We start from the raw sequence: 21,566 nt of genomic DNA on the forward strand, positions 1-21,566 counted from the left end.
CGGAGACCGGTCGGGCGGTGATCCGGCTCAGTTGGAGCCGACCGTCACCACCGGTGCGCCCGTGGATGTGTCGTCCGCGGGCATCTCGGCGGCCAGACGGTTGGCCTCCTGGATGAGCGTCGCGACGATCTCCGACTCCGGAACCGTCTTGATGACCTCGCCCTTGACGAAGATCTGGCCCTTGCCGTTGCCGCTCGCGACGCCGAGGTCGGCCTCGCGAGCCTCTCCGGGGCCGTTCACGACGCAGCCCATGACGGCGACCCGCAGGGGGACGCTCATCCCCTCGAGGCCGTCGGTCACGTCGTTCGCGAGCTTGTAGACGTCGACCTGGGCGCGCCCGCAGCTCGGGCAGGAGACGATCTCGAGCTTGCGCTCGCGGAGGTTCAGCGACTGCAGGATCTGCAGCCCGACCTTGATCTCCTCCGCCGGCGGCGCGGAGAGCGAGACACGGATGGTGTCGCCGATGCCCTCGGAGAGCAGGATGCCGAACGCGGTCGCGCTCTTGATGGTTCCCTGGAAGGAAGGACCTGCCTCCGTCACGCCGAGGTGCAGGGGCCAGTCACCGCGCTCGGCGAGCAGCCGGTAGGCCTTCACCATGACGACCGGGTCGTTGTGCTTGACGGAGATCTTGAAGTCGTGGAAGTCGTGCTCCTCGAAGAGGCTCGCCTCCCAGACGGCGCTCTCGACGAGCGCTTCGGGGGTCGCCTTGCCGTACTTCTGCAGCAACCGCGGGTCGAGGGACCCGGCGTTGACGCCGATGCGGAGGGAGACGCCGGCGGCCTTCGCGCGCCGGGCGATCTCGCCGACCTGGTCGTCGAACTTCCGGATGTTGCCGGGATTGACCCGGACGGCCGCGCACCCCGCGTCGATCGCGGCGTAGACGTAGGCGGGCTGGAAGTGGATGTCGGCGATCACCGGGATCTGACTCTTCTTCGCGATGATCGGCAGCACCTCGGCGTCGTCGCGGGTCGGGACGGCCACGCGGACGATGTCGCAGCCCGAGGCCGTGAGCTCGGCGATCTGCTGGAGGGTCGCGTTGATGTTGGTCGTCTGGGTCGTCGTCATCGACTGGACGCTCACCGGGGCGTCGCCGCCGACGAGCACCTTGCCGACCTTGATCTGTCGCGACTTGCGCCGCGGGCTGAGCGTCTCGGGAACCGACGGAAGACCCAGATTGATAGCTACCACGAGCCTCAGCTTACGCGCGCGACGCCCCGCAGGCTCCCCGTGAGCTGAATGCCTGCTGGGACGTCGCGATCCACGGTCAACGGGCGGGTGGTGCCTCGCGATTCGCACGCAGGACGCCGAGCCGTTCCCGGTACTCGACCTCGTCGATGTCGCCCTGGGCGAAGCGCTCGGCGAGCGTCTGCTCGGCGCTCCGGGACCCGTCCTGATGCCAGGCCCACGGCGGGCCCTGGTTGCCGTCCGGGGACGCCCCGGACCAGGCTCGGCGACGCCACCGCCGACCGACTAGCGCGACGACGAGGACGATCACGGCGATCCAGAACGCGGGGATGAGCAGCAGCCAGAGGAGGTGGAAGCCCGGCCCGGGACCGCCGGGATGCATGGCGGTCGCGGCGAGCACGATCAGGGAGGTGGACATGGAGGACTCCGTTCGTCGGGCGGACGACGACCGTCGTCCGCATCACGACCCCGAGCCTCCTCCGGATGGCGGCCGAGGGCATCCGACGATGGGACGGATCACCGGACTCCCCCGGGAGTACGACCACCCGGCGCTCAAACGCCGGGACTGACGAGCCCCGTCTCGTAGGCGATGACGACGAGTCGGACCCGGTCGCGCGCCGCGAGCTTCGACATGATGCGCGACACGTGGGTCTTCGCGGTGAGCGGGCTGAGGAACAGCGCCGCTCCGATCTCCTCGTTGGTGAGTCCGCGTCCGACGAGACCCAGCACCTCGCGTTCGCGCTCGGTGAGCCCGGCGATCGCGGCGTCGTCGAGCGGCGCGGCGATCGCTCCGGCGACCTGGGTGAGCAGCCGCCTCGTGACCCCGGGCGACAGCAGGGCGTCACCCGACGCGACCACGCGGACGGCTCGGATGAGCTCGGCAGGCTCGGTGTCCTTGACGAGGAAGCCGCTCGCGCCCGCCCGGATCGCCTGCGCGACGTACTCGTCGAGTTCGAAGGTGGTGACGACGATGATGCGGGTGGCCTCGAGCGTCGGATCCGCGACGATGGCTTCGGTGGCGGCCAGGCCGTCGCCTCCGGGCATCCTGATGTCCATGAGGACCACGTCCGGCCGTTCCCGACGGACGACGGCGAGCGCCTCGTCGCCACCGGCCGCCTCACCCACGACCGCGATGTCGGGCTCCGCGTCGAGGAGGGCGCGGAACCCGCCACGGATGAGTGCCTGGTCGTCGGCGACGACCACGCGAATCATGCGACGCCTCGGACCGGCACCCGGGCCGTGACACGGAAGCCACCGAGCGGACTCCGCCCGGTCTCGAGGGTGCCGCCGAGGAGTTCGGCGCGCTCGGTCATGCCGAGGAGGCCGTTGCCGTGCTCCGCGGGTCCGGGTGGGGCACCGACTCCGTCGTCCTCCACGAGCAGGCGGTAGGTGCCGTCGACCTCGATGAGCTCGACGGAGACCCGTCCGGCCTGCGCGTGCCGGAGGACGTTCGTGACGCTCTCCTGCGCGATCCGGTACAGCGCCTGCTGCACGGCCGCGCCGGGCGTGGAGACGAGGCGCTGCTCGAGGACCGCGTCGACGCCCTGGTCTCGGAGGGACTGGACGAGGACGGGCAGTGCCTCGAGATCCGGCCCCGGGCGCCTCGGCGCGCCGGTCGTGGGATCCTGGGCCGCATCGGCACCACGGAGGACGTCGAGGAGGCCGCGGACCTCGTCGAGCGACGCCTTGCTCGACCCCTTGATGTTCGTCAGCGCCTCCCTGGCACGTTCGGGCTGGGTGTCCATGAGGTGCAGCCCCATACCGGCCTGGACGGTGATCTGCGCGAGCGAGTGGGCGACCACGTCGTGCAGCTCACGGGCGATGCGCACGCGCTCCTCCTGAGCGGCGGACGCCCGACGTTCGCCTTGACGCCGGCGATCCGCGTCGAGCTGTTCGCGCCGGGTGCGGAGTCCCTCGGCGAGGAGGACGGCGACGATGACGAGGGCGGTCGTGGCCCCGACGCGGAAGCCCGACACCTTCCAGCCGACGGCGAGCGCGATGACCAGGGCGAGCGCCCACCCGAGTCCCAGCGACGGATAGGTCCAGCCGCGAGCCCCACGGACGATGCCGGACCCCGCGGCGAACGCGAGCGCGACGGCGGGAGGGCCCCAGGTGGGACCCGTCAGCATCGAGGCGCTCGACAACACGGCGACCGCCGCGACCGTCGGCCCGGGCGACCGCCTGGCAGCGAGCAGGCAGAGCACGCCGGCGAGTGCCAGGAGGACGGCCGAGGTACGTGACCACCCCGAGGCACCGGCACCCGGGCCGAAGGAACCGTGGAGGGCGAGCACCGCTGTCGCGGGCACCTGGACGAGGAAGGACACCACCACCGGTGCCCAGAGGCGCCAGACGGGGCGCCCGGGTCGGCGATCGCCCGGCGTCATCCAGGGTGCCGAACCCGTCTCGACCGATGCCATCCCTGCATGCTACTCGCGGGTCGGAGCCGCCGCGTCGCCCGCACGGAGCCTCGCGCCGTACTCCCCGAGGAGTACGACCGTACCGGGATGGGAGGCTCCCGCGGGCCCCGTCGGCGTCGGCCTAGCCGAAGAGGTTGACCGGCTTGACGATGTCGGCGTACACGAGGAGCGCGCTCATGCCGCCGAGGACGATCACCACGCCGAAGGTGAGCGGGATGAGTTTCGCCGCGTCCACCGGCCCAGGATCGCGACGTCGGAAGACCTTTGCGAAGCGGCGACGGATCGCCTCCCAGAGCGCTGCCGCGACGTGCCCGCCGTCGAGGGGCAGCAAGGGGATGAGGTTGAAGACGAAGAGCGCGACGTTGAGCGACCCGAGGATGCCGAACACGGTCGCCGCCTTCGACGCGGCGGGGATCTCGTCGAGGCTGACCACCTCGCCGACGACCCGTCCGACGCCCACGACGCTCATCGGCCCGTTGGGATCGCGCTCGCCGGACCCGAACGCGGCCTGCCCGACGTCGATGAGTCGCTGGGGCAGGTTCAGGATGATGTTGGCGGTCCGGGCGATCGTGTCGCCGACGGTCGGCAGGATCGTGGTGACGGGCTGCGCCACCATCTGCTGCTGCGGGGTGATGCCGACGAAACCGACCTCGTGGGTCTTCGCCGAGCCGTCGGCGTTCGTCTCGATCTTGCCGGTCTCGGCGTCGACGACGTCCCGCTCGAGCAGCAACGGCGTCAGGGTGAGGTCGAGTCGCTGCTCACCGCGGGCGACCTCGAGGGCCAACGGCTTGCCCGGCGAATCCTGCACGGCCGCGGAGATCTCGGCGAAGGTGGAGATCGGGGTGCCGTCGATCGAGAGGATCGTGTCGCCGGGCTTCAGCCCTGCGGCGGCCGCCGGACCCTGCGGATCCCCCGCTGCACAGCTCTGGCGGTCGCTCGTGGACGGCAACACGCACTCGTACACCGAGGTCAGCGTGCTGCTCTGCTGGGGGACACCGAACCCCGACACGGCGATACCGATGAACAGGACGGCGAGGACGAGGTTCATGAACGGGCCGCCGAGCATGACGACGATCCGCTTCCAGACGGGCAGCCGGTAGAAGGTGCGCTCCTCGTCGCCGGCGCCGATCGTGTCGGCACTCGCCTCACGCGCGTCCTGGACCAGCGTGTCGAAGAAGCCGGTGCTGGCGTTCCGGGCGGTACCGCCGGGCTGCTTGGGCGGGAACATGCCGATCATCGAGATGTAGCCGCCGAGCGGGATCATCTTGACGCCGTACTCGGTCTCCCCCTTGCGACGCGACCAGATGGTGCGACCGAAGCCGATCATGTACTGGGTGACCCGCACGCCGAACAGTTTGGCGGGCACGAGGTGACCGACCTCGTGCAGCCCGATGGACACGATGAGGCCCACGAGCACGATCACGATGCCGAGGAGGTAGAGGAGGACGGATTCCACGGCGTAACCCTACTCGCGCGGTCGGGTCACCGGCTGCACGCCGGCTGTACGGCCGCTCGGAAGCTTCCGACGATGAACGGGCAGGTCAGCCGATGCGCTGCTGCGCGCGAGCCCTCGCCCAGCGCTCCGCCTCCGCGAGCGCCTCCCGGGTGAGTTCGCCCTCGGGTGCCTCGTGGTCGTCCACGACCGCGCGGACGGTGTCGAGGATGCCGAGGTAGCCCAGCCGACCCGCGTGGAAGGCCGCAACGGCCTCCTCGTTCGCGGCGTTGAACACGGCCGGATAGGTGCGGCCCTGTCCGCCCACGAGTTTGGCCAGTCGCACGGCGGGGAAGGCCTCGTGATCGAGGGGCTCGAACGTCCACTGCTGGGGCGAGGTCCAATCGAGCGGGACGCCGACGCCTCCGACCCGGTTGGGCCAGTCGAGCCCGAGGGAGATGGGGAGCCGCATGTCTGGCGGCGAGGCCTGGGCGATGGTGGAACCGTCGATGAACTCGACCATCGAGTGGACGATCGACTGCGGGTGGACCGTCACCTCGATGCGGTCGTACGGGACGTCGAACAGCAGGTGCGCCTCGATCACCTCAAGCCCCTTGTTGACGAGGGTCGCCGAGTTCGTCGTGACGACGAGACCCATGTCCCAGGTGGGGTGGGCGAGCGCCTCAGCCGGCGTGACGCCGACGAGCGATGCGCGGTCCCGTCCGCGGAACGGTCCTCCCGAGGCGGTCAGGACGAGCCGCCGCACCTCGGTCGCAGTGCCGGAACGGAGGGCCTGGGCGATCGCGGAATGCTCGGAGTCGACGGGCACGATCTGGCCGGGTGCCGCGATCCGCCGCACGAGGTCGCCACCGACGATGAGCGACTCCTTGTTCGCGAGCGCGAGCGTCCGGCCCGTCTCGAGCGCCGCGAGGGTCGGGCCGAGCCCGATGGAGCCCGTGATGCCGTTCAGCACCACATCGGCGTCGACACTGCGGATGAGCCGCTCGGCGTCGGCCGCGCCCAGGGCCGTGTCGTCGACGTGGAAGGCGGCGGCCTGCTCTGCGAGGAGCTCTGCGTTCGAGCCGGCCGTCAGGCCGACGACCTCGAAGCGGTCGCGGTCACCCCGGATGACGTCGAGTGCCTGCGTGCCGATCGAGCCGGTTGATCCGAGGATGATGACGCGTCTCACGGCGGTCAGTCTACGTCGGCGACCGAGTCGGCCGCTCAGCCCGCGGCGGGAGCCGTGGTGCTGCTCGCATCGAGGATGTCGATGACGAACACGATGGTGTCGTCGGCCTCGATACCCGCCTGGCTGTTGCCGCCACTCGGTCCGTACCCGAGGTCGGGCGGGATGACGGCGATGACCTGCGAACCGATGTGCTGGCCGGCGATGGCGCTCGAGAAGCCCTTCACCACGGCGGACAGCTGGAAGTTGGTCGGCCCGTTGCCCCAGCTCTCGTCGAAGACCTCGCCGGTGCGCCAGTTCACACCCTGGTAGTTGATGATGACCTCGGCGTCGGGCTGCACCACTGCGCCGTCGCCCTGCTTGAGCACCGCGACCTGGAGATCGGCCGGAGCGGGCTCCTCGGGGATGGTGACCGTGGGTCGTCCGGCGGTGTCGAGCTCGACCGCCGGCATCCCGGCGACGGGCTCCTGCGGGACGCCGTCCGCCTTGGCGTCGCTGTGCACCGTGCTGAGGACGTCGGCCACGACGACGAGCGGCTGGTCGGCTTGGACCGTGCCGTCGCTCGACCCCGCGGAACCGAACCCGTCGCCCGCCGTGACGAAGGCCGCGACGCGGGATCCGACCGTCGTGCACTCGACGGCTCGCACGAGGCCCTTCAGGTACTTCTGATCATTGACGACGATCGCCGTGGCAGGGCTGGCGCCGTAGGCGGTCTGCGCGACGATCGAACCGGTCACGGCGTTGTAGATGGACATCTCGACGAACGTCGTGTCGCCGGGATCGACCCGCTCGCCGTCGCCCTTCGACACGATCGTGCGTTCTGTGGTGTCTGCGGAGAGCGTGCCCTTGGCGAAGGTGACCTCCGGGATCGAGCCGAAGTCACCGCTCACGCTGATCGCCTTGGACGCCTTGCCGGCACTCGTGTCGGCGCACTCCCCCGGGCTGGCCAGCGCTTGCGACTGCGACGTCGCCGAACTGCACGCGGTCAGCGACACGAGGGACGCGATGACGGCCAGAAGGCAGAGGCTCTTGCGCACAGGGGAACTTTCGGTCGTTGCTGAGGGGTCGGTCCAGTCTCACCCACCAGGCTCCATGCTGGCTGACAGCGCGCCGAACATCCTCGGTGCACCGGCGCGCGTCAGTATGCCGGGTCGCGCATGCGTCGGCGGGTACAGTCGTGCGCATGGCCGATGAGGAGCAGACGCAGCGACGCGCCCAGGAACCTTCCGACCAGGCCACCGTCGAGCCGACGACGGCCGACACGGTGGCCACGCCCTCGAAACCCGGTGTCGTCTACTACTTCGGACGAGCCGTCCTGAACACGACGGCGAAGCTGCTCTACCGCCCCAAGATCATCGGCCGGAAGAACGTCCCGAAGCGTGGGCCGGTCATCCTGGCGAGCAACCACCTCTCGTTCATCGACAGCATCGCGATCCCCATCAGCGCCCCACGCCGGGTGCAGTTCCTGGCGAAGTCCGACTACTTCACCGGACGCGGCCTGAAGGGCTGGGTCTCGCGCACGTTCTTCACCTCGATCGGCGCGGTCGGGGTCGAACGTGGTGTCGGGCAGGCAGCGCAGGAAGCCCTCGACCAGGGACGCCGGATCCTCGAGAGCGGGGAGGCCTTCGCCATCTACCCCGAGGGCACCCGGTCGCTCGACGGACGGTTGTACCGCGGCAGGACCGGTGTCGCCTGGCTGGCACTCACCACGGGTGCGAGGGTCGTCCCGGTCGGCCTCATCGGCACCGACGACCTCATGCCGGTGGGCACGACGATCCCGAAGTTCAAACCGGTCACGGTGATCTTCGGTGAACCCATCGACGTGAGCCACCATGGACCGGCGACCTCAGGACGCGCCAGACGCAAGGCGACGGACGAGATCATGGCGGCGATCCACGCCCTCACCGGCCAGGAGCTCGCGAACGCCTACAACGAGTCGCCGCCCGCCGACACCGTCGAGCGCATCAAGCGCGCCTTCCGCCCCGAGCGGCTCTGAGCCGCGGCGTCGGTCCACTCCTCAGGTGGTCGTCGCGACCACGATCGTCGGCTCATGACGGACCGGGAAGTTCACCGAATTGGCGATGAAGCACAGCTCGTTCGCGCGGGCGTGCCCGGCTCGCGCCGCCTCGACCATCGATGCATCGGCGACCGTGACCTGCGGACGCAGGACCACCTCCGTGAACGCACCGCTCCCCGCGCCGTCCTCGACCATGGTCCCGACGGCGTCGTCCGTGTAGGCCGTCACCACGACACCGAGGGTCACGGCGACATGCAGGTAGGACAGCAGATGGCACTGCGCGAGGGCCGCCAGGAGCAGCTCCTCAGGGTTCCACCGACCCGGGTCGCCGCGGAACGGTTTGTCGGCCGAGCCCTGGAGGTCGTGCTTCCCGGCGGCCGTCACCGTGAGCTCCCGGGAGTAGTCCCGGTACCCGCTCGTGCCCGTCCCGAGGTCTCCGTCCCAGCGGACGCCGATGGTGTAGTCGTGGTGGCCCGTGATCATGCCACCAGTATCCCACTGGCCTCTCCACCGCGGCCCGCGTTCGCGGCCCCGCTGTCGGGAGGTCGCGCTACGCTGGAGGACTATGACTGACACGCTCGACACCACGGACCAGACGACCGCCTCCGCCCCCAGCGTGACGCAGGAGCGTCGCATCGTGACGGCCGTCCCGGGCCCGCGCTCACAGGCGCTGCACGCCCGCCGGACCGCAGTCGTGTCCGATGGCGTGTCGAGTGTCCTCCCGGTGTACATCGAGCGCGCGCACGGCGCCATCGTCGTCGACGTCGACGGCAACCAGTTCATCGACCTCGGTGCCGGCATCGGCGTCACCACCATCGGCCACACGGAGTCCTCCGTGGTCGACGCCGTCCAGGACCAGGCGGCCGACGTCCTGCACACCCTGTTCACGATCACCCCCTACGAGGAGTACGTGCGCGTCGCGGAGCTCCTCGCCGAGCACACTCCGGGCGACTTCGCGAAGAAGTCGGTGCTCGTGAACTCGGGCGCCGAGGCGGTCGAGAACGGCGTGAAGATCGCCCGCAAGTACACCGGTCGGCGGGCTGTCGCGGTGCTCGACCACGGCTACCACGGTCGCACCAACCTGACCATGGCGATGAACTACAAGGCCGCCCCGTACGCGACCGGCTACGGCCCGTTCGCCGGCGACGTCTACCACGCCCCCAACTCCTACCCCTACCACGACGGCCTGTCCGGAGCGGCGGCTGCTGCCCGCACCATCGCCTACCTCGAGAAGCGCATCGGCGCCACCGACCTCGCGTGCCTCGTGGTCGAGCCGATCCAGGGCGAGGGCGGCTTCGTCGTCCCCGCGGAGGGCTACCTCCCCGCGCTCCAGGAGTGGTGCACGGCCAACGGCGTCGTGTTCATCGCCGACGAGATCCAGAGCGGCATGGCGCGCACCGGCGAGTACTTCGCGAGCTCGCACTTCGGCCTCGTCCCCGACCTCGTGCTGAGCGCGAAGGGCATCGCCGGCGGTCTGCCGCTCGCTGCGGTCACGGGGCGTGCCGAGATCATGGACGCGAGCCAGCCCGGCGGCCTCGGCGGCACCTTCGGTGGCAACCCCGTCGCGTGTGCCGCGTCGGTCGCGGTCTTCGAGTCGATCGAGTCCCGTGGCCTGCTGGCCGAAGCGGATCGCATCGGCGCCACCCTGACGGCGGCGCTGCTCGAACTCCAGGGCAAGTACGACATCATCGGCGACGTCCGCGGCATCGGTGCGATGATCGCGATGGAACTCGTCCAGCCGGGTACCGCCTCGACGACGAAGGAGCCCAACCCGGCCGCCGTCAGCGCCATCGCCGCAGCCGCCGCGCAGCAGGGCGTGCTCGTCCTCACCGCCGGCACCTACGGCAACGTCCTCCGCTTCCTCCCGAGCCTCGCGGTCTCCGACGAGCTCATCGCCGACGCGATGACGGTCATCGATCAGGCGCTCGCAGCACTGTGAGCACGGCGGTCCCCCAGACCTTCGGTGTCTCGGACGCGGTGGAGTTGGCCGTCGTCGAGCGCAGCGGCTTCATCGAGTCACGACACGCCGGGTCGGCGATCGTCCTCGGGCCGGAGGGCGAAGTGCTCGCAAGTCTCGGAGCACCGGACGCACCCGTCTTCCCCCGTTCGTGCCTCAAGCCCTTCCAGGCCATCACGATCATGAACGCCGGGGTGTCCCTCGAGGGCGCTCAGGCAGTGCTCGCCACCGCGAGCCATGCGGGGACCCGGAAGCACGTCCAGGTCGTCCGCAGCATGCTCGGCCGGGCCCGGATCGAAGACTCGGCGTTGCAGTGCCCGGCCGATTGGCCCGGTGATCGCGTATCCCGCGACGAGCTGGTCCGGGACGGCCTCGGCACGAGCCCCCTGTACATGAACTGCTCCGGGAAGCACGCGGCCATGCTGCTCGCCTGCGCGCAGAACGGGTGGGACCAGGCGACGTACCTCGAGCCCGACCACCCGTTGCAGCTCGCCGTCCGCGACACCGTCGAGCGCTTCACCGGCGAGAAGCCCGCCGCCAGCGGGGTCGACGGCTGCGGGGCGCCGGTCTACGCGATCTCTCTGACCGGACTCGCACGCGGCATCGGACGCGTCGTCAACTCCTCCCCCACCTCGCCGTTCGCCCTGTACCGGAATGCCGGCCTGCTCACAGCGGCGGTGCTCGCCAACGGCTGGGCACTCGACGGACCAGGGCGGGCGAACACGCTCGTCATCGAGCGCCTCGGCCTGTTCGCGAAGCTCGGGGCGGAAGGCGTGATGGTCATGTCGGCACCCGGCGGCGCGACCGTCGCGCTGAAGGTCCTCGACGGCTCGCTCCGGGCCTCGACGATCGTCGCCCTCCGGCTGCTCGTCTCGGTCGGAGCGCTCGATGCGGCCGCCGTCGACGCCCTCGAACCGGAACTCGACCTGGCCATCCACGGTGGAGCCGCCGTCGTCGGGCGGATCGCCGTCACCGCGGTCTGACCACCCGGCCGACAGCCTCGGTGCCTTCGGGTCAGGAACCGAGCAGGTCCACACGCATCGCCTCCTGTCCGGCTCGCCACCACCAGGCACGGCCGCTCGCGTAGCCGAGGAGCGGTGGGAGTTCACGGCTCCTGGTCACCTGTCGGAAGTCGGCGGAGGAGCAGCCGTGGACCACCAGGTCGGCACCGGCGGTGCTCGGCGGAAGGTCTCGCCCGACGACCAACCGGCCCGACAGCCACGTCTCGGGGTCGACGAGGACGACGATCGCGGCGTCGTCCTCCAGGACGTCGCTCTCGATGCCCGCGACGCCCGCGAGCGGTGCGGACGGGAACAGGTGCGCCGCCGGTTCGATGAGCCGCACGCGTTGCTCCGTACCGGTCGAGCGCTGCAGCATCGCCCGGACCGCTCCGGTCGCGCGCGTGACGATGACGGTCGCGCGTGCCGGGCTCGGCCGCCAGCGGTGGACCCCGGGCGCCGAGGACGGAGACGCCGGAGACGGTGGAGCGAGCGCGATCTGCACTTCCGCGTCCTGCCAGTGCGCGCGGCCGGCGGGTCGGCGTGGATCGAAGCAGGAGGCGGGTGCGCCGGCGACGAGATGATCCTGCCGATCGGCGAGGCGGAGGACGAGCGTGCTGCTCAGCTGAGCCGAGAACCGGTGGACCACACCGCCGAGCCGGGAGGCGGCGAGGACGACGCTGATACCGCGGCGGCCGCCGTCTCGAAGCAGGCCCAGCAGTGCGTCGCGGAGGGCGGCGCCGTGCTCGTCCCCGGCGGTGGCGAGGAGCGACTCCACGTCGTCGACGAGGAGGAGGGTGCGCTCGGTCGGACGGAGCGGATCCGACAGCGCCATGACGGTGTCCCAGGCCTGCTCGGCATCCTGGCCGACGCGCTCCACGCGGAAGCGATCGCGCGCGCCGACCTCGAGCGTGTCCAGCAGGGTCGTTCGACCGGAACGTCCGGTGCCGAGCACCAGCAGCGAGCCGTCGTGCTCCGGACACCACACCGCGGGGCGTTGCGCCTGCTCCTCGGGGAGGTCCGCGAGGCCGAACACGATGCCCTCCCCGGGAGGACAGTCGACACCGGTGCTCTCCGAGCCTCCGGCACGTCCCGCCTCGATCGCCGAGACGGCACCCAAGGCCAGGCGTGCCGGCAGGGGGTCGAGCCATGGTCGCCGAGGTGCAGGCGCGTCGCGCCACCGCTCACGCACCGCGAGGACGTCGTCGGACGACGTGACCGCGGATTGGAACACGAGTCGTCGGTCGCCGTTCCAGACGATGCAGCGGCCCGGTGTTCCGGCCGGGATCGCAGCTGCATCGGGCACACCGAGGATCGCGGCGCTGTCGGGGCGCGAGGTGACCCGGAGCGAGAGACGGAGCGTGCAGTTCGCGAGGATGGCGTCGGCGGCGACCGCCGCCGGACGCTGACTGCAGAGGATCAGGTGCAGGCCGAGCGATCTCCCGCGGGCCGCGAGGTCTGCGAACACCTGATGGAGGTGCGGGCTGGCGTCGAGCAGCGCCTGGAACTCGTCGACGACGACGACGAGCCGTGCCGGGCGATGCTCCGGCAGAAGCACGGGGTCGAGCAGGTGCCGAGCCCCGTGTCCGGCGAGCACACGCTCGCGGTGGCGGAGCTCGGCGCGCAGACTCGACACGACCCGGTCCGCCGCTCCCGGTTCGAGGTCGGTCACCATCCCGACCACGTGCGGCAGGGCTTCCACCGCTTGGAAGGAGGCGCCGCCCTTGCAGTCGACGAGGAGCAGAGAGAGCTCCTGCGGCGAGCACTGCGCGGCGAGAGCCGTGATCCAGGTGATGAGCAGCTCGCTCTTCCCGCTCCCGGTCGTGCCGCCGACCAGCGCATGGGGCCCGTCCGCCCCGAGGTCCAGCAGCTGCACGCCCTCGACGCCGGTGCCGACGGCGACCCGGAGCGCATCCGGCCGCCAGTCGGATCCCGCCGGCGGGCGACGGCCCCGCACCGGATGCACCTGCGCGAAGGCGACGTCGGTCGGCAGACTCGAGAGGGCCGGGGACTCCCCCGTCGTGAGTGCGGCTGCGGTGAGCGCCCCGACGACGTGCTCCGCCTCGGCTTCCGCGAGCAGGGTCGGCGACACCGACACGGACGAGGAGGCGCCGGTCCCGTCGGCGAGGACGGTCTGCCCGTCGGTGCCGAGCACGAGCAGGTGTCGGCAGCGGGTGGGGATGAGCTCGACGGTGTCGGACAGGGCGACGAGCACACCGCCGGTCGGTGGGCGTCCTCCCGAGCGCCCCGCGACGGCCCCGACCGCTTCCCAACGCTCGACGACCGAGACGAGGGTTGTCGGGTCCGCCGCACCCCCGTCGCGCACCGGCTCCACCGGGTCCGAGACCGCGCGGTGCGGGAGGCCCTCCAGGAACGCCCAGGTGCGGTCGTCGGGAGCCGCGGGGTCCCCGGAGAACTGCGCTGCCTGCGGCGGGAACTGTCGGGCGAGCTGCAGGAGGATGCTGCGGGCCACCGCGCGCGCGAACACCTTGCCACCGACGATGCCGATCCCCTCGACCGCGTCGACCACGACCGGCGCCTCGGACAGCCGTGCCGCCCACGCCCACCGGTCGTCGTCGGCCCCGGCATCCACCCGGACGGCACTCTTCGTCTCCCCTCGCCCGATGCAGACGAGCGTGCGGCGGGCCTCCGGTACCCGCCACCTGGCGCGATCAGGTCCGTCGAGGACGTCGAGGAGCCGACCGGCAGGGTGGAGTGCTCGCAGTTCCTCGCGTTCCTCGGCATGCGCTCGCGCGACGTCCTGTTCCAGCTCCTGCGTCGCAGCGTCGTACGCCGCACGCGCCCGTCGTCCGCGCCGCCGTCTGGTCCAGCGTGCGTCGATGTAACCGGCGACGGCGATGAGGGGTCCGAGCGCGGCGAAGACGAGGGTCACGGGTGAGCCGGTGATCGCGAACAGGGCGACCGACCCGACGACCGGGGCGAGACTTGCGAGGATCGGGAGCGACCCGTTGGGCGGCTCTGCCGGTGGGCTGGGGGCACGGAGGCGGGCCGACGTCGTCGCGGGCCGGTGCGAGTTGGTCGCGGAGGGCGTCACGTCCGAAGAGCTCATGGCTCCAGTGGAGCACCCAGCGGCCGTGACCGGCTGACGGGACGGTCCGACCGGGCGCGAAGCCCGCGCGAGCAGCGGCTGTGGAGCGGGCTCAGGAGGCGGGCTGCTCGACGCTCTCGTCCACGGCCTCGTCGACCGCCGCGATATCGAGCACGATGACCGAGACGTTGTCGCGTCCGCCGTTGTCGAGGGCGGCACGTAGGAGGAGTTCGGCCGCGTCGACCGGCGTGGCCCCCTCCGTCAGGAAGTACCAGATCCCGTGGTCGGTGAGTTCCTTCGTAAGCCCGTCCGAGCAGACGAGCCATCGGGCACCGGTCTCGATCGGGAAGAGCTCGACGTCAGGTACGGGGTCGTCCGACGGACCGACGGCCCGGGTGATCATGTTGCTGTTCGGGTGGAACTCCGCCTCCTCCGGGCTGATCGCCCCTGCGCGGATCAGCTCCTGGACGATCGAGTGGTCCTCGGTGACCTGGACCAGCTCGCCCTCCTGCAGGCGGTACACCCGGGAGTCGCCGATGTTGAAGACCGCGACGCGACCCTCGCCCTCGTCCGCCGTCAACACGACACCGGTGACGGTCGTACCCATGCCGAGTTCGCCCTCCTCCGCGGTGTCGATCATGTCCGCGACGGCCATGCGCAGCGCGTCGACGAGGCCGTCGACGGTGAGGATCTCGGCTCCCTCGGTGGCCTTGGTCAGGCGGTGCGCGACCGCCGCACTCGCGACCTCGCCGGCGGAGTGCCCGCCCATGCCGTCGGCCACGGCGAACACGGGAGGGAGCGCCACGAAGGCGTCCTCGTTCAATTCGCGCCGCTTGCCGACATCGGTCATGCCGGCCCACGCGAGTGAGACTCGACGCCCGCCGGGCAGCGTGACGGTCCGTTGCCCGTGCTCGGTCACGTCTGCTCCTCTAATACGGCTGGCGGTGGCTGATGCACCCTCGACGATAGTACGGTACCGGCCGACCGCAGGACCGCCCCACCCGGCTCGGCGGATTCCGTCCGGGGATCGGCGACGACGGATCCGCACGCCGAGATCGGTCGGGCCTGCGGATCCGCTTGCCGCGACCCGTCTGCGCTGTCATGATCGACGCATGACACGAGCGAGCTCCGATGCACCGGCGAAGGCGGCGCCGCCCGACGACACGTCGAAGGCGATCATCGAGCAGCTCCAGACCGACGGACGTCGCTCCTACGCCGAGATCGGGAAGGCTGTCGGGCTCAGTGAGGCCGCCGTACGGCAACGGGTGCAGAAACTCACGGAGTCCGGCGTCATCCAGATCGTCGCGGTGACCGACCCGATGCAGCTGGGCTTCACCCGGCAGGCGATGATCGGTGTCCGTGTGACCGGTGACACGCGAGTGGTCGCGGACCGCCTGTCCGCGTTGTCCGCCGTCGACTACGTCGTCCTGACCGCCGGCTCCTTCGATCTGCTGGTCGAAGTGGTCTGCGAGGACGACGAGGAACTGATCGCGCTGCTGAACGACGAGATCCGCACCGTCGACGGCGTCTCCGGAACCGAGACCTTCGTCTATCTGCGCCTGCACAAGCAGCTCTACGACTGGGGCACCCGCTAGGGGGATTCTCCCGCGCCAGCGCAAGCCGTCCCTCGTATCACGCTCCGCCACCCCCCGACAGAGGTACGCTCGACCCATGCCCGCGAAGCCGACCGGAGAACGGACTCCCCCGTCCGGCCCGTCGACGTCGGGTGACACCGCCTCGGCACCGGGTCGCTCGGACACCGGCCCCACGAGAACGGGCCCGCACGCGGTCGAGGTCCCCCGACGCGTCGGCCGGATGACCGGCTACAGTGCCTTCCCACAGCTGCTCTTCGGCCTCGCGGTCGTCGCGATCCTGTTCGCCACGCTCCTGTTCCAAGGCGTCGACGACAACTCGGTCCTGTTCTACGTCGGCGTGATCCTGGCGTTCATCGCCACGGCACTCGCACCGATCGTGCCCTGGCACCAGGCACCGCGCCTGCTCATCGTGCTTCCCATCCTCGACATCATCGCCATCGCACTCATCCGGCAGGGCGAGCCACTGATCGGTGCGGGCCTCCTCTGGGTCTTCCCGACCATCTGGATGGCGACGGCCTTCGGCCTCGCCGGCGCCGTCACCGCCATCGTGCTCGTGTGCACGTCGAGCTGGTCCACCCTGGCGATGACACCGGGGCAGATCACGATCGCCAACCTGCCGGCGCTCGTCATCCTGCCGACGGTCCTCGCGTTCGTCGCCGTCTCCACCGCGATGACGGCGAAGCGGACGGAGGCGCAGCGCGTGCTGCTGAACAAGCAGGCCGGCCAGCTCGAGACCGCCCTGGGTCGCGCGCAAGACCAGGAGAGCCGCCTCGCGGAGATCCTGAACGCCGTGAACTTCGGCGTCGTCCGCTTCGACCGCATCGGAGCCAGAGCGATGGTGAACCGGTTCCAGACGCGGCTGCAGGACGAGGTCGGCGAGCTGTCCGACGTCAACCCTGCACTCCCCGTGTGGGCCGAGGACGGACTGGCCCTCCTCCAGCCGCAGGACAAGCCGTACATCCGCGCACGTCGTGGTGAGGAGTTCGAGAACCTCACGGTGTGGCTCGGCGCCCCGGCACCGAGCGGATCGCCCTCGCCCTCACCTCCCGCCGCCTCTACGACCACGAAGGCGGATACGACGGCACGGTGCTCGTCTCGCGCAACGTCACGAGCGAGATCAACGCGATCCGCGCCAGGGACGACCTGGTCGCCTCCGTCTCGCACGAACTCCGGACGCCGCTGACGTCCATCCTCGGCTACCTCGACCTCGCCCTCGACGACCCCGGCCTCCCCCCGCGGGTCGCGAAGCAGCTCACGATCGCCCAGACGAACGGCGATCGACTCCTCGAACTCATCGCGGACATCCTCGCCGCCTCGCGCGACGTGAACCGGACCATGGTGCTCGAACGCTCCGAGTGCGAGCTCCGGGAGATCGTCGACCGGTCGGTCGAGTCGTTGGCGCACCTGGCCGCCGAACGGAGCATCAGCATCGTGCGCCACGACGAGGAGACCGTGCCGCTCTTCGCCGACCCGTTCCGCCTCCGGCAGGTCGTCGACAATCTGCTCTCGAACGGCATCAAGTACAACCGCGACGGCGGGGAGCTGAGCGTCGGCGTCACCGCGGAGGGCGACACCGCCTGGGTCATCGTGCGCGACACCGGCATCGGCATCTCCGATGAGGATCAGCCGAAGCTCTTCGAGCGGTTCTTCCGCTCCGACCTCGTCCGCAACTCCACGGTGCACGGCAGCGGTCTCGGCCTCGCGATCAGTCGGGACATCGTCCGCTTGCACGGCGGCGACCTCACCGTCCACAGCGTGCTCGGTGAGGGCACGACCGCGGTGGTCCGTATTCCGAGAGGCGGCACCGAATGACCTTCGACAGCGAGACCGTCGCGGTGATCAACGCGCTCGTGATCTTCGTCTGCGGCGCCACGTTCATCGTCAACACCTTCATGCGGAAGGACGACGCGAGCGGGCGGGTGTGGTCCGTGTCCTACATGGCCGGGATGTTCACCAGCTTCTCCTACGTCGTCAGCGCGCTCAGCCAGGAGGCCTGGTGGGCGACCGCCGCCGGGAACGGTGGCTACGTGCTGAGCATCGCCGCCCTGTGGTCCGGCGCACGGCTCTTCAACGGCAAATCGAGTCTGCTCTGGGTCTCGCTCGTCGGAACGGCGGTCACGATCGTCGCCGCGCTCGCTGCCGGGCCCTCGGGAGGCCCCTGGGCGGGCGCGCCTGCGACGTTCCTGTGCATCGCCCTGTTCGCGGGCCTCGGCACCGCGGAGACGCTCGTCGGCGCGATGCGGGACAACCCGACCACCCGTGGCTTCACCATCGTGCTCGGCATCGCGTCCCTGTTCTTCGCAGCCCGGCTGATCACACTCCTCGTGGAGGGGCCGGACGGTGCGTTGTTCACGACGCTCTTCGGGACCGTGGCCGCCTCGCTGCTGCTGATCGCGCTCCTGATCGTCGCGACCGTGGTGCTCTCAGTACTGCGTGCGGAGCGGGCCGCGCCGGCGAGCCGACGGCACGGGAGCATCGTCGCGTACACGGGTGACGACGTCCTCCTCCAGGAGTCCTTCGTCCGCATCGTAGAGGACTGGCTGGAGCGGGCCAACTTCCACGACGAGCAGCTCGCGATCCTCCACGTCCGACTCGACGACCTCGATGAGATGACGACGGCGTTCGGAGCGGCGTTCAGCAGCGAGGTCGCCGAGGGGTTCATCTCCTCGGTCCGTCGATACGGTCCGACGCTCTCCGACATCGGCGAGGACGGCGCCGGGTGTCTCCTGATCGCGACCCCCGCGGTGGATGCCGACGTCGCGCTCCAGGCGGCCAAGAGCATCCAGGACGGTCTGCTCGACCACCCCGTCGAGACCACACCGCGCCTGCGCCCGACGGCGAGCATCGGGATCGCGTTGACCGACTACCTCGGATACGACGTCGCCGTCCTCACGCGCGCCGCCGGCGACGCCAGCCTGCGTGCCGCGGCAGCCGGCGGGAACCGCACGGTCCTCGCCTCATCGTCGCCGACGGGCCGCTGACGGCTCCGCGGGACTGCGGTCAGGCGCGCGGGGCGATCGCGATCGTGAGGGTGTCCACCGCAGTCTGCTTCGCATACTCGGCGGACGTCGGCGTCGCCTGCACCAGCAGCTCGTAGGTGATCGTCAAGGTGACGCCGGTCGCCGCGCTGTCCACCTCGGGCAGGACGAACGTCTGGCTGTAGCTGTACGGCGCCTTGATGAGATATCCCGGCGCCACCGTCGACTGGTCGGTGAACGGCGCAGGCGACTCCAGCTGCCCCTTCGGCCCGTGGACCGTCGTGGTCAGCGTCACACGCGACAGGTAGAGCGCCTGGAGGTCGTCGGGGTTGAGCACGCCGCTGAGCGAGAAGCTCACGGGCTTGTTGACGTCGGCGGTCCACGCGTCCATCGACAGGGTGGACCAGTAGTCGACCGTGAGGGTCGCTGCTCCGGCGGTCAGCGTGTGCTTGGCGCTGCCGCTCGCGAGCTCGTTCGTGATGGCGCTGACCGTGGGCCTCGGCGTCTTCGAGGCGCTCGGCGAGGTCGTGGGCTGCGCACCCGGTTCCTCCCAGGGCGGCGTACCGCACGCGCTCAGACCGAGGACGAGCACGGCGGCGGTCGCAGCCTGGAGCACGTGCTGCACGCGCCGGTTCCGGGCCGGGCTGGGGTGGATCGACATGAGACTCCTGACGGGTTTCGGAGGGATGATCGAGTGGTCCTCGCGGGTCCGCATGACCCACGAACTGGGGCCAGGGCGAATCTTGAGGAAATCCTGAGGCGACGCTATCGCATTCACGCGCGAAAGCCGCGCCGAAAGCGGCAGAGTTGCAACTGCAGCGCGACCCGCTGCACTCGACCCTCTCGGAACAGGACCCCTGATGTCAGAACTCGAAGCGCGACCGGACAACGCTCGGCCCAACGCCCAGCAGCCTGACCCTCGGTACATTCAGACGCAGCCGCTTCTCGCACCCGAACTTGAAGCGTACGCCAACGAGTTCATCGACTCGGTCAACTCGCTCCCCGAGTACCGCGCGACCATTGGGTGCATCATCCCCGCCTACAACGAGGAGGAGTCGCTGCCGGCCGTGCTCGCCTCCCTCCTCGAGCAGACGCGGATGCCCGACGTGATCCACGTGGTCATCAACAACACCACGGACCGGTCGGTGGACGTCGCCGCGCCCTACGCCGGCCCGCACTCCCGCGTCGACGAGGACGGCTACGAGCAGTTCACCGAGGTGTTCATCCACGACATCGGGAAGAACCCCGACAAGAAGGTGGGCGCGCTCAACTACGGCTTCACGCTCGTCGAGGGCTACGACTACCTGCTCGGCGTCGACGGTGACACGGTCGCCGACCCGACCGCGATCGAGTCGCTCGAAGCCGAGATCGTCTCGGACAGTCGCATCGGCGGCATCTCCGCAATTTTCTCGATCGATGACGAGCCGTTCAAGAAGCAGATCGTCCCGGCGTTCCTCATCGCCGGCCAGCGCACACAGTTCGCCGCGTTCAACATGCAGAACATGCTCCGGGGCCGCAACATGGCCGTGCTCGGCGGACAGTACTCGATCTTCTCCGTCCAGGCGCTGCGCGACGCCATGGAGCAGAACCACCAGTCCACCCCGTGGGTCAAGGACTCCGAGGTGGAGGACTCGCTCCTGTCGCTGCAGATCAAGAGCGCGGGCTACCTCACGAAGATCAGCGCCCGCGCCCGTGCCGACGTCGGTGGCATGACCACCGTACGCTCGCTCGACGCCCAGCAGGTCAAGTGGAACTACGGCGCGATCGAGCTCATGTGGCCCGGCCAGCGCGGCGACACCAAGGGACAGCCGCTCCACCCGAACCTCCGACTGCGGTGGCTCGAAAACGCGGAGATGCTCCTCAACATGGTCACGCGCATCCTCTTCGTCGTGCTGCTCGCCGGCTCGCTGTCGATCCACGCCTTCGTGTTCAGCCCAGTGTGGCTCATCCCACCGCTGATCGCGATCCTCCTCAACCTGCGTATCGCGCTGTCGATGAAGAAGCGGAACGTGCGCGACATCCTCTTCGCGGTCCTCGTCTTCCCGGCCGAGTTCTACATGTGGATCCGCATGGGGCACTTCATCCGAGCCTGGTCGAAGTTCGCCTCGAACAAGAAGGTCGACAACTGGGCCGAGCAGGCGAAGGCCGAGCGAGGCTCGGGCAACGCGCACCTCGCGCCGCTCCTGTTCGTCCTCGCCGCCATCATCGCCATCGTCGCCGCCTGGACCCAGCTCTCCCCCGTCGTCCAGTCCACGATCCTCTGGGCGGGCTGGCCGGTCCTCGGCGTCATCACCGTGCTCCAGACGCTCAGCATGTTCGGCAAGCTCATCCGTCGTCAGCGCGGCTACCGGGTGTGACCTCCCCCGACCCGGGCACGGTCGACGCCGACGAACTGCGCAGGTTGCTCCGAGAACTCTCGGGCGACCTGCGCAGTCGTCGTCGCTTCGTCCAGACCTACGTCGAGATGTGGCCCGTCCGTCTGGCGCGTCTGCGAGCGGCTCTCGACGCCGACGACGCCGACGAGGCCAAGGTCGTGCTCCTGAGCATCCGCTCCTCCAGCGTCATGCTCGGCGTGATCGGGGTGTCCGGACTCGCGAGTGCCGGGCTCCGGGCGATCGAGCTGGGGCAGTTCGAACGCGCGCGCGAGATCCACGGCGCGCTCGACGAGGTCGGCCGTCGGAGCTGCGACCGGCTGCTCGAACTCGACGCGGCGGACGCGGCGGAATCCTGAGCTCCGGCCACCCGGCGTCGT

Annotated in this window: 20 protein-coding genes; 9 read left to right on the plus strand and 11 right to left on the minus strand. The window is 70.2% G+C overall.

All coding sequences use genetic code 11. The features are described from left to right. Nucleotides 1–27: 27 nt before the first annotated feature. From ispG to BWO91_RS12235, 7 genes are all read right to left on the minus strand, one after another. Nucleotides 28–1,188 (minus strand): flavodoxin-dependent (E)-4-hydroxy-3-methylbut-2-enyl-diphosphate synthase, encoded by a 1,161-nt coding sequence (gene ispG / locus BWO91_RS12205; RefSeq protein ID WP_064295337.1) that lies wholly within the window; start codon nt 1,186–1,188, stop codon nt 28–30. Between the two features lie 76 nt (nt 1,189–1,264). Continuing rightward, a complete protein-coding gene (locus tag BWO91_RS12210; protein WP_079002742.1) occupies nt 1,265–1,603 on the minus strand; it encodes a hypothetical protein in 339 nt (112 codons plus the stop codon). A 134-nt stretch (nt 1,604–1,737) separates the two neighbouring features. Next, nucleotides 1,738–2,397: a response regulator transcription factor gene (locus tag BWO91_RS12215; protein WP_079002743.1), complete on the minus strand. Its 660-nt coding sequence runs from the start codon at nt 2,395–2,397 to the stop codon at nt 1,738–1,740. Beyond that, nucleotides 2,394–3,602: a sensor histidine kinase gene (locus tag BWO91_RS12220; RefSeq protein WP_079002744.1), complete on the minus strand. Its 1,209-nt coding sequence runs from the start codon at nt 3,600–3,602 to the stop codon at nt 2,394–2,396. Before BWO91_RS12220 ends, BWO91_RS12215 begins: the two co-directional genes overlap by 4 nt. 121 nt (nt 3,603–3,723) lie before the next feature. After that, nucleotides 3,724–5,058 (minus strand): M50 family metallopeptidase, encoded by a 1,335-nt coding sequence (locus tag BWO91_RS12225; protein WP_079002745.1) that lies wholly within the window; start codon nt 5,056–5,058, stop codon nt 3,724–3,726. Nucleotides 5,059–5,143: 85 nt separating this feature from the next. Then, nucleotides 5,144–6,223, minus strand: a complete 1,080-nt coding sequence (locus tag BWO91_RS12230; protein WP_071262356.1) for a 1-deoxy-D-xylulose-5-phosphate reductoisomerase — start codon at nt 6,221–6,223, stop codon at nt 5,144–5,146. A gap of 35 nt (nt 6,224–6,258) precedes the next feature. Beyond that, a complete protein-coding gene (locus tag BWO91_RS12235) occupies nt 6,259–7,257 on the minus strand; it encodes an FKBP-type peptidyl-prolyl cis-trans isomerase (protein ID WP_079002746.1) in 999 nt (332 codons plus the stop codon). A gap of 146 nt (nt 7,258–7,403) precedes the next feature. Here BWO91_RS12235 and BWO91_RS12240 point away from each other — a divergent pair, with 146 nt between their 5' ends. Beyond that, the gene (locus tag BWO91_RS12240; RefSeq protein WP_079002747.1) at nt 7,404–8,216 is read left to right on the plus strand and encodes a lysophospholipid acyltransferase family protein; all 813 of its coding nucleotides are present in this window, start codon (nt 7,404–7,406) and stop codon (nt 8,214–8,216) included. 21 nt (nt 8,217–8,237) lie between these two features. Here the strand turns inward: BWO91_RS12240 and BWO91_RS12245 are convergent, their stop codons facing one another. Next, nucleotides 8,238–8,720 (minus strand): OsmC family protein, encoded by a 483-nt coding sequence (locus tag BWO91_RS12245; RefSeq protein ID WP_153303449.1) that lies wholly within the window; start codon nt 8,718–8,720, stop codon nt 8,238–8,240. 82 nt (nt 8,721–8,802) lie between these two features. Here BWO91_RS12245 and gabT point away from each other — a divergent pair, with 82 nt between their 5' ends. Together gabT and BWO91_RS12255 are read left to right on the plus strand one after the other, a co-directional pair. Next, nucleotides 8,803–10,176, plus strand: coding sequence for a 4-aminobutyrate--2-oxoglutarate transaminase (gene gabT, locus BWO91_RS12250; RefSeq protein WP_064295330.1), 1,374 nt, complete (start codon nt 8,803–8,805; stop codon nt 10,174–10,176). Further along, complete coding sequence (locus tag BWO91_RS12255; RefSeq protein ID WP_064295329.1) at nt 10,173–11,177, plus strand: asparaginase; 1,005 nt, start codon at nt 10,173–10,175, stop codon at nt 11,175–11,177. The genes gabT and BWO91_RS12255 overlap by 4 nt, the downstream gene beginning before the upstream one ends. Nucleotides 11,178–11,208: 31 nt before the next feature. Here BWO91_RS12255 and BWO91_RS12260 read toward each other — a convergent pair whose 3' ends face one another. Together BWO91_RS12260 and BWO91_RS12265 are read right to left on the minus strand one after the other, a co-directional pair. Then, nucleotides 11,209–14,262: an FtsK/SpoIIIE domain-containing protein gene (locus BWO91_RS12260; protein WP_079002748.1), complete on the minus strand. Its 3,054-nt coding sequence runs from the start codon at nt 14,260–14,262 to the stop codon at nt 11,209–11,211. 91 nt (nt 14,263–14,353) lie between these two features. Continuing rightward, nucleotides 14,354–15,160, minus strand: a complete 807-nt coding sequence (locus tag BWO91_RS12265) for a PP2C family protein-serine/threonine phosphatase (protein ID WP_071262360.1) — start codon at nt 15,158–15,160, stop codon at nt 14,354–14,356. 193 nt (nt 15,161–15,353) lie between these two features. Here BWO91_RS12265 and BWO91_RS12270 point away from each other — a divergent pair, with 193 nt between their 5' ends. From BWO91_RS12270 to BWO91_RS12280, 4 genes are all read left to right on the plus strand, one after another. Further along, the gene (locus BWO91_RS12270; protein ID WP_064295326.1) at nt 15,354–15,836 is read left to right on the plus strand and encodes an Lrp/AsnC family transcriptional regulator; all 483 of its coding nucleotides are present in this window, start codon (nt 15,354–15,356) and stop codon (nt 15,834–15,836) included. 76 nt (nt 15,837–15,912) lie between these two features. Continuing rightward, nucleotides 15,913–17,019 (plus strand): hypothetical protein, encoded by a 1,107-nt coding sequence (locus tag BWO91_RS19945; protein ID WP_167620471.1) that lies wholly within the window; start codon nt 15,913–15,915, stop codon nt 17,017–17,019. Next, entirely contained in the window at nt 16,923–17,648 is a 726-nt protein-coding gene (locus BWO91_RS12275; RefSeq protein WP_167620472.1) for a sensor histidine kinase, read from the plus strand. Before BWO91_RS19945 ends, BWO91_RS12275 begins: the two co-directional genes overlap by 97 nt. Further along, entirely contained in the window at nt 17,645–18,817 is a 1,173-nt protein-coding gene (locus tag BWO91_RS12280; protein WP_064295324.1) for a diguanylate cyclase domain-containing protein, read from the plus strand. The genes BWO91_RS12275 and BWO91_RS12280 overlap by 4 nt, the downstream gene beginning before the upstream one ends. A 19-nt stretch (nt 18,818–18,836) precedes the next feature. Here BWO91_RS12280 and BWO91_RS12285 read toward each other — a convergent pair whose 3' ends face one another. After that, the gene (locus BWO91_RS12285) at nt 18,837–19,475 is read right to left on the minus strand and encodes a hypothetical protein (protein WP_064295375.1); all 639 of its coding nucleotides are present in this window, start codon (nt 19,473–19,475) and stop codon (nt 18,837–18,839) included. 199 nt (nt 19,476–19,674) lie between these two features. Here BWO91_RS12285 and BWO91_RS12290 point away from each other — a divergent pair, with 199 nt between their 5' ends. Together BWO91_RS12290 and BWO91_RS12295 are read left to right on the plus strand one after the other, a co-directional pair. Beyond that, a complete protein-coding gene (locus BWO91_RS12290) occupies nt 19,675–21,171 on the plus strand; it encodes a glycosyltransferase (RefSeq protein ID WP_064295323.1) in 1,497 nt (498 codons plus the stop codon). Next, nucleotides 21,168–21,545: a hypothetical protein gene (locus BWO91_RS12295; RefSeq protein ID WP_079002750.1), complete on the plus strand. Its 378-nt coding sequence runs from the start codon at nt 21,168–21,170 to the stop codon at nt 21,543–21,545. The genes BWO91_RS12290 and BWO91_RS12295 overlap by 4 nt, the downstream gene beginning before the upstream one ends. The last annotated feature ends 21 nt before the right edge of the window (nt 21,546–21,566 follow it).

Source organism: Plantibacter flavus (assembly GCF_002024505.1).
GTDB lineage: Bacteria > Actinomycetota > Actinomycetes > Actinomycetales > Microbacteriaceae > Plantibacter > Plantibacter flavus_A.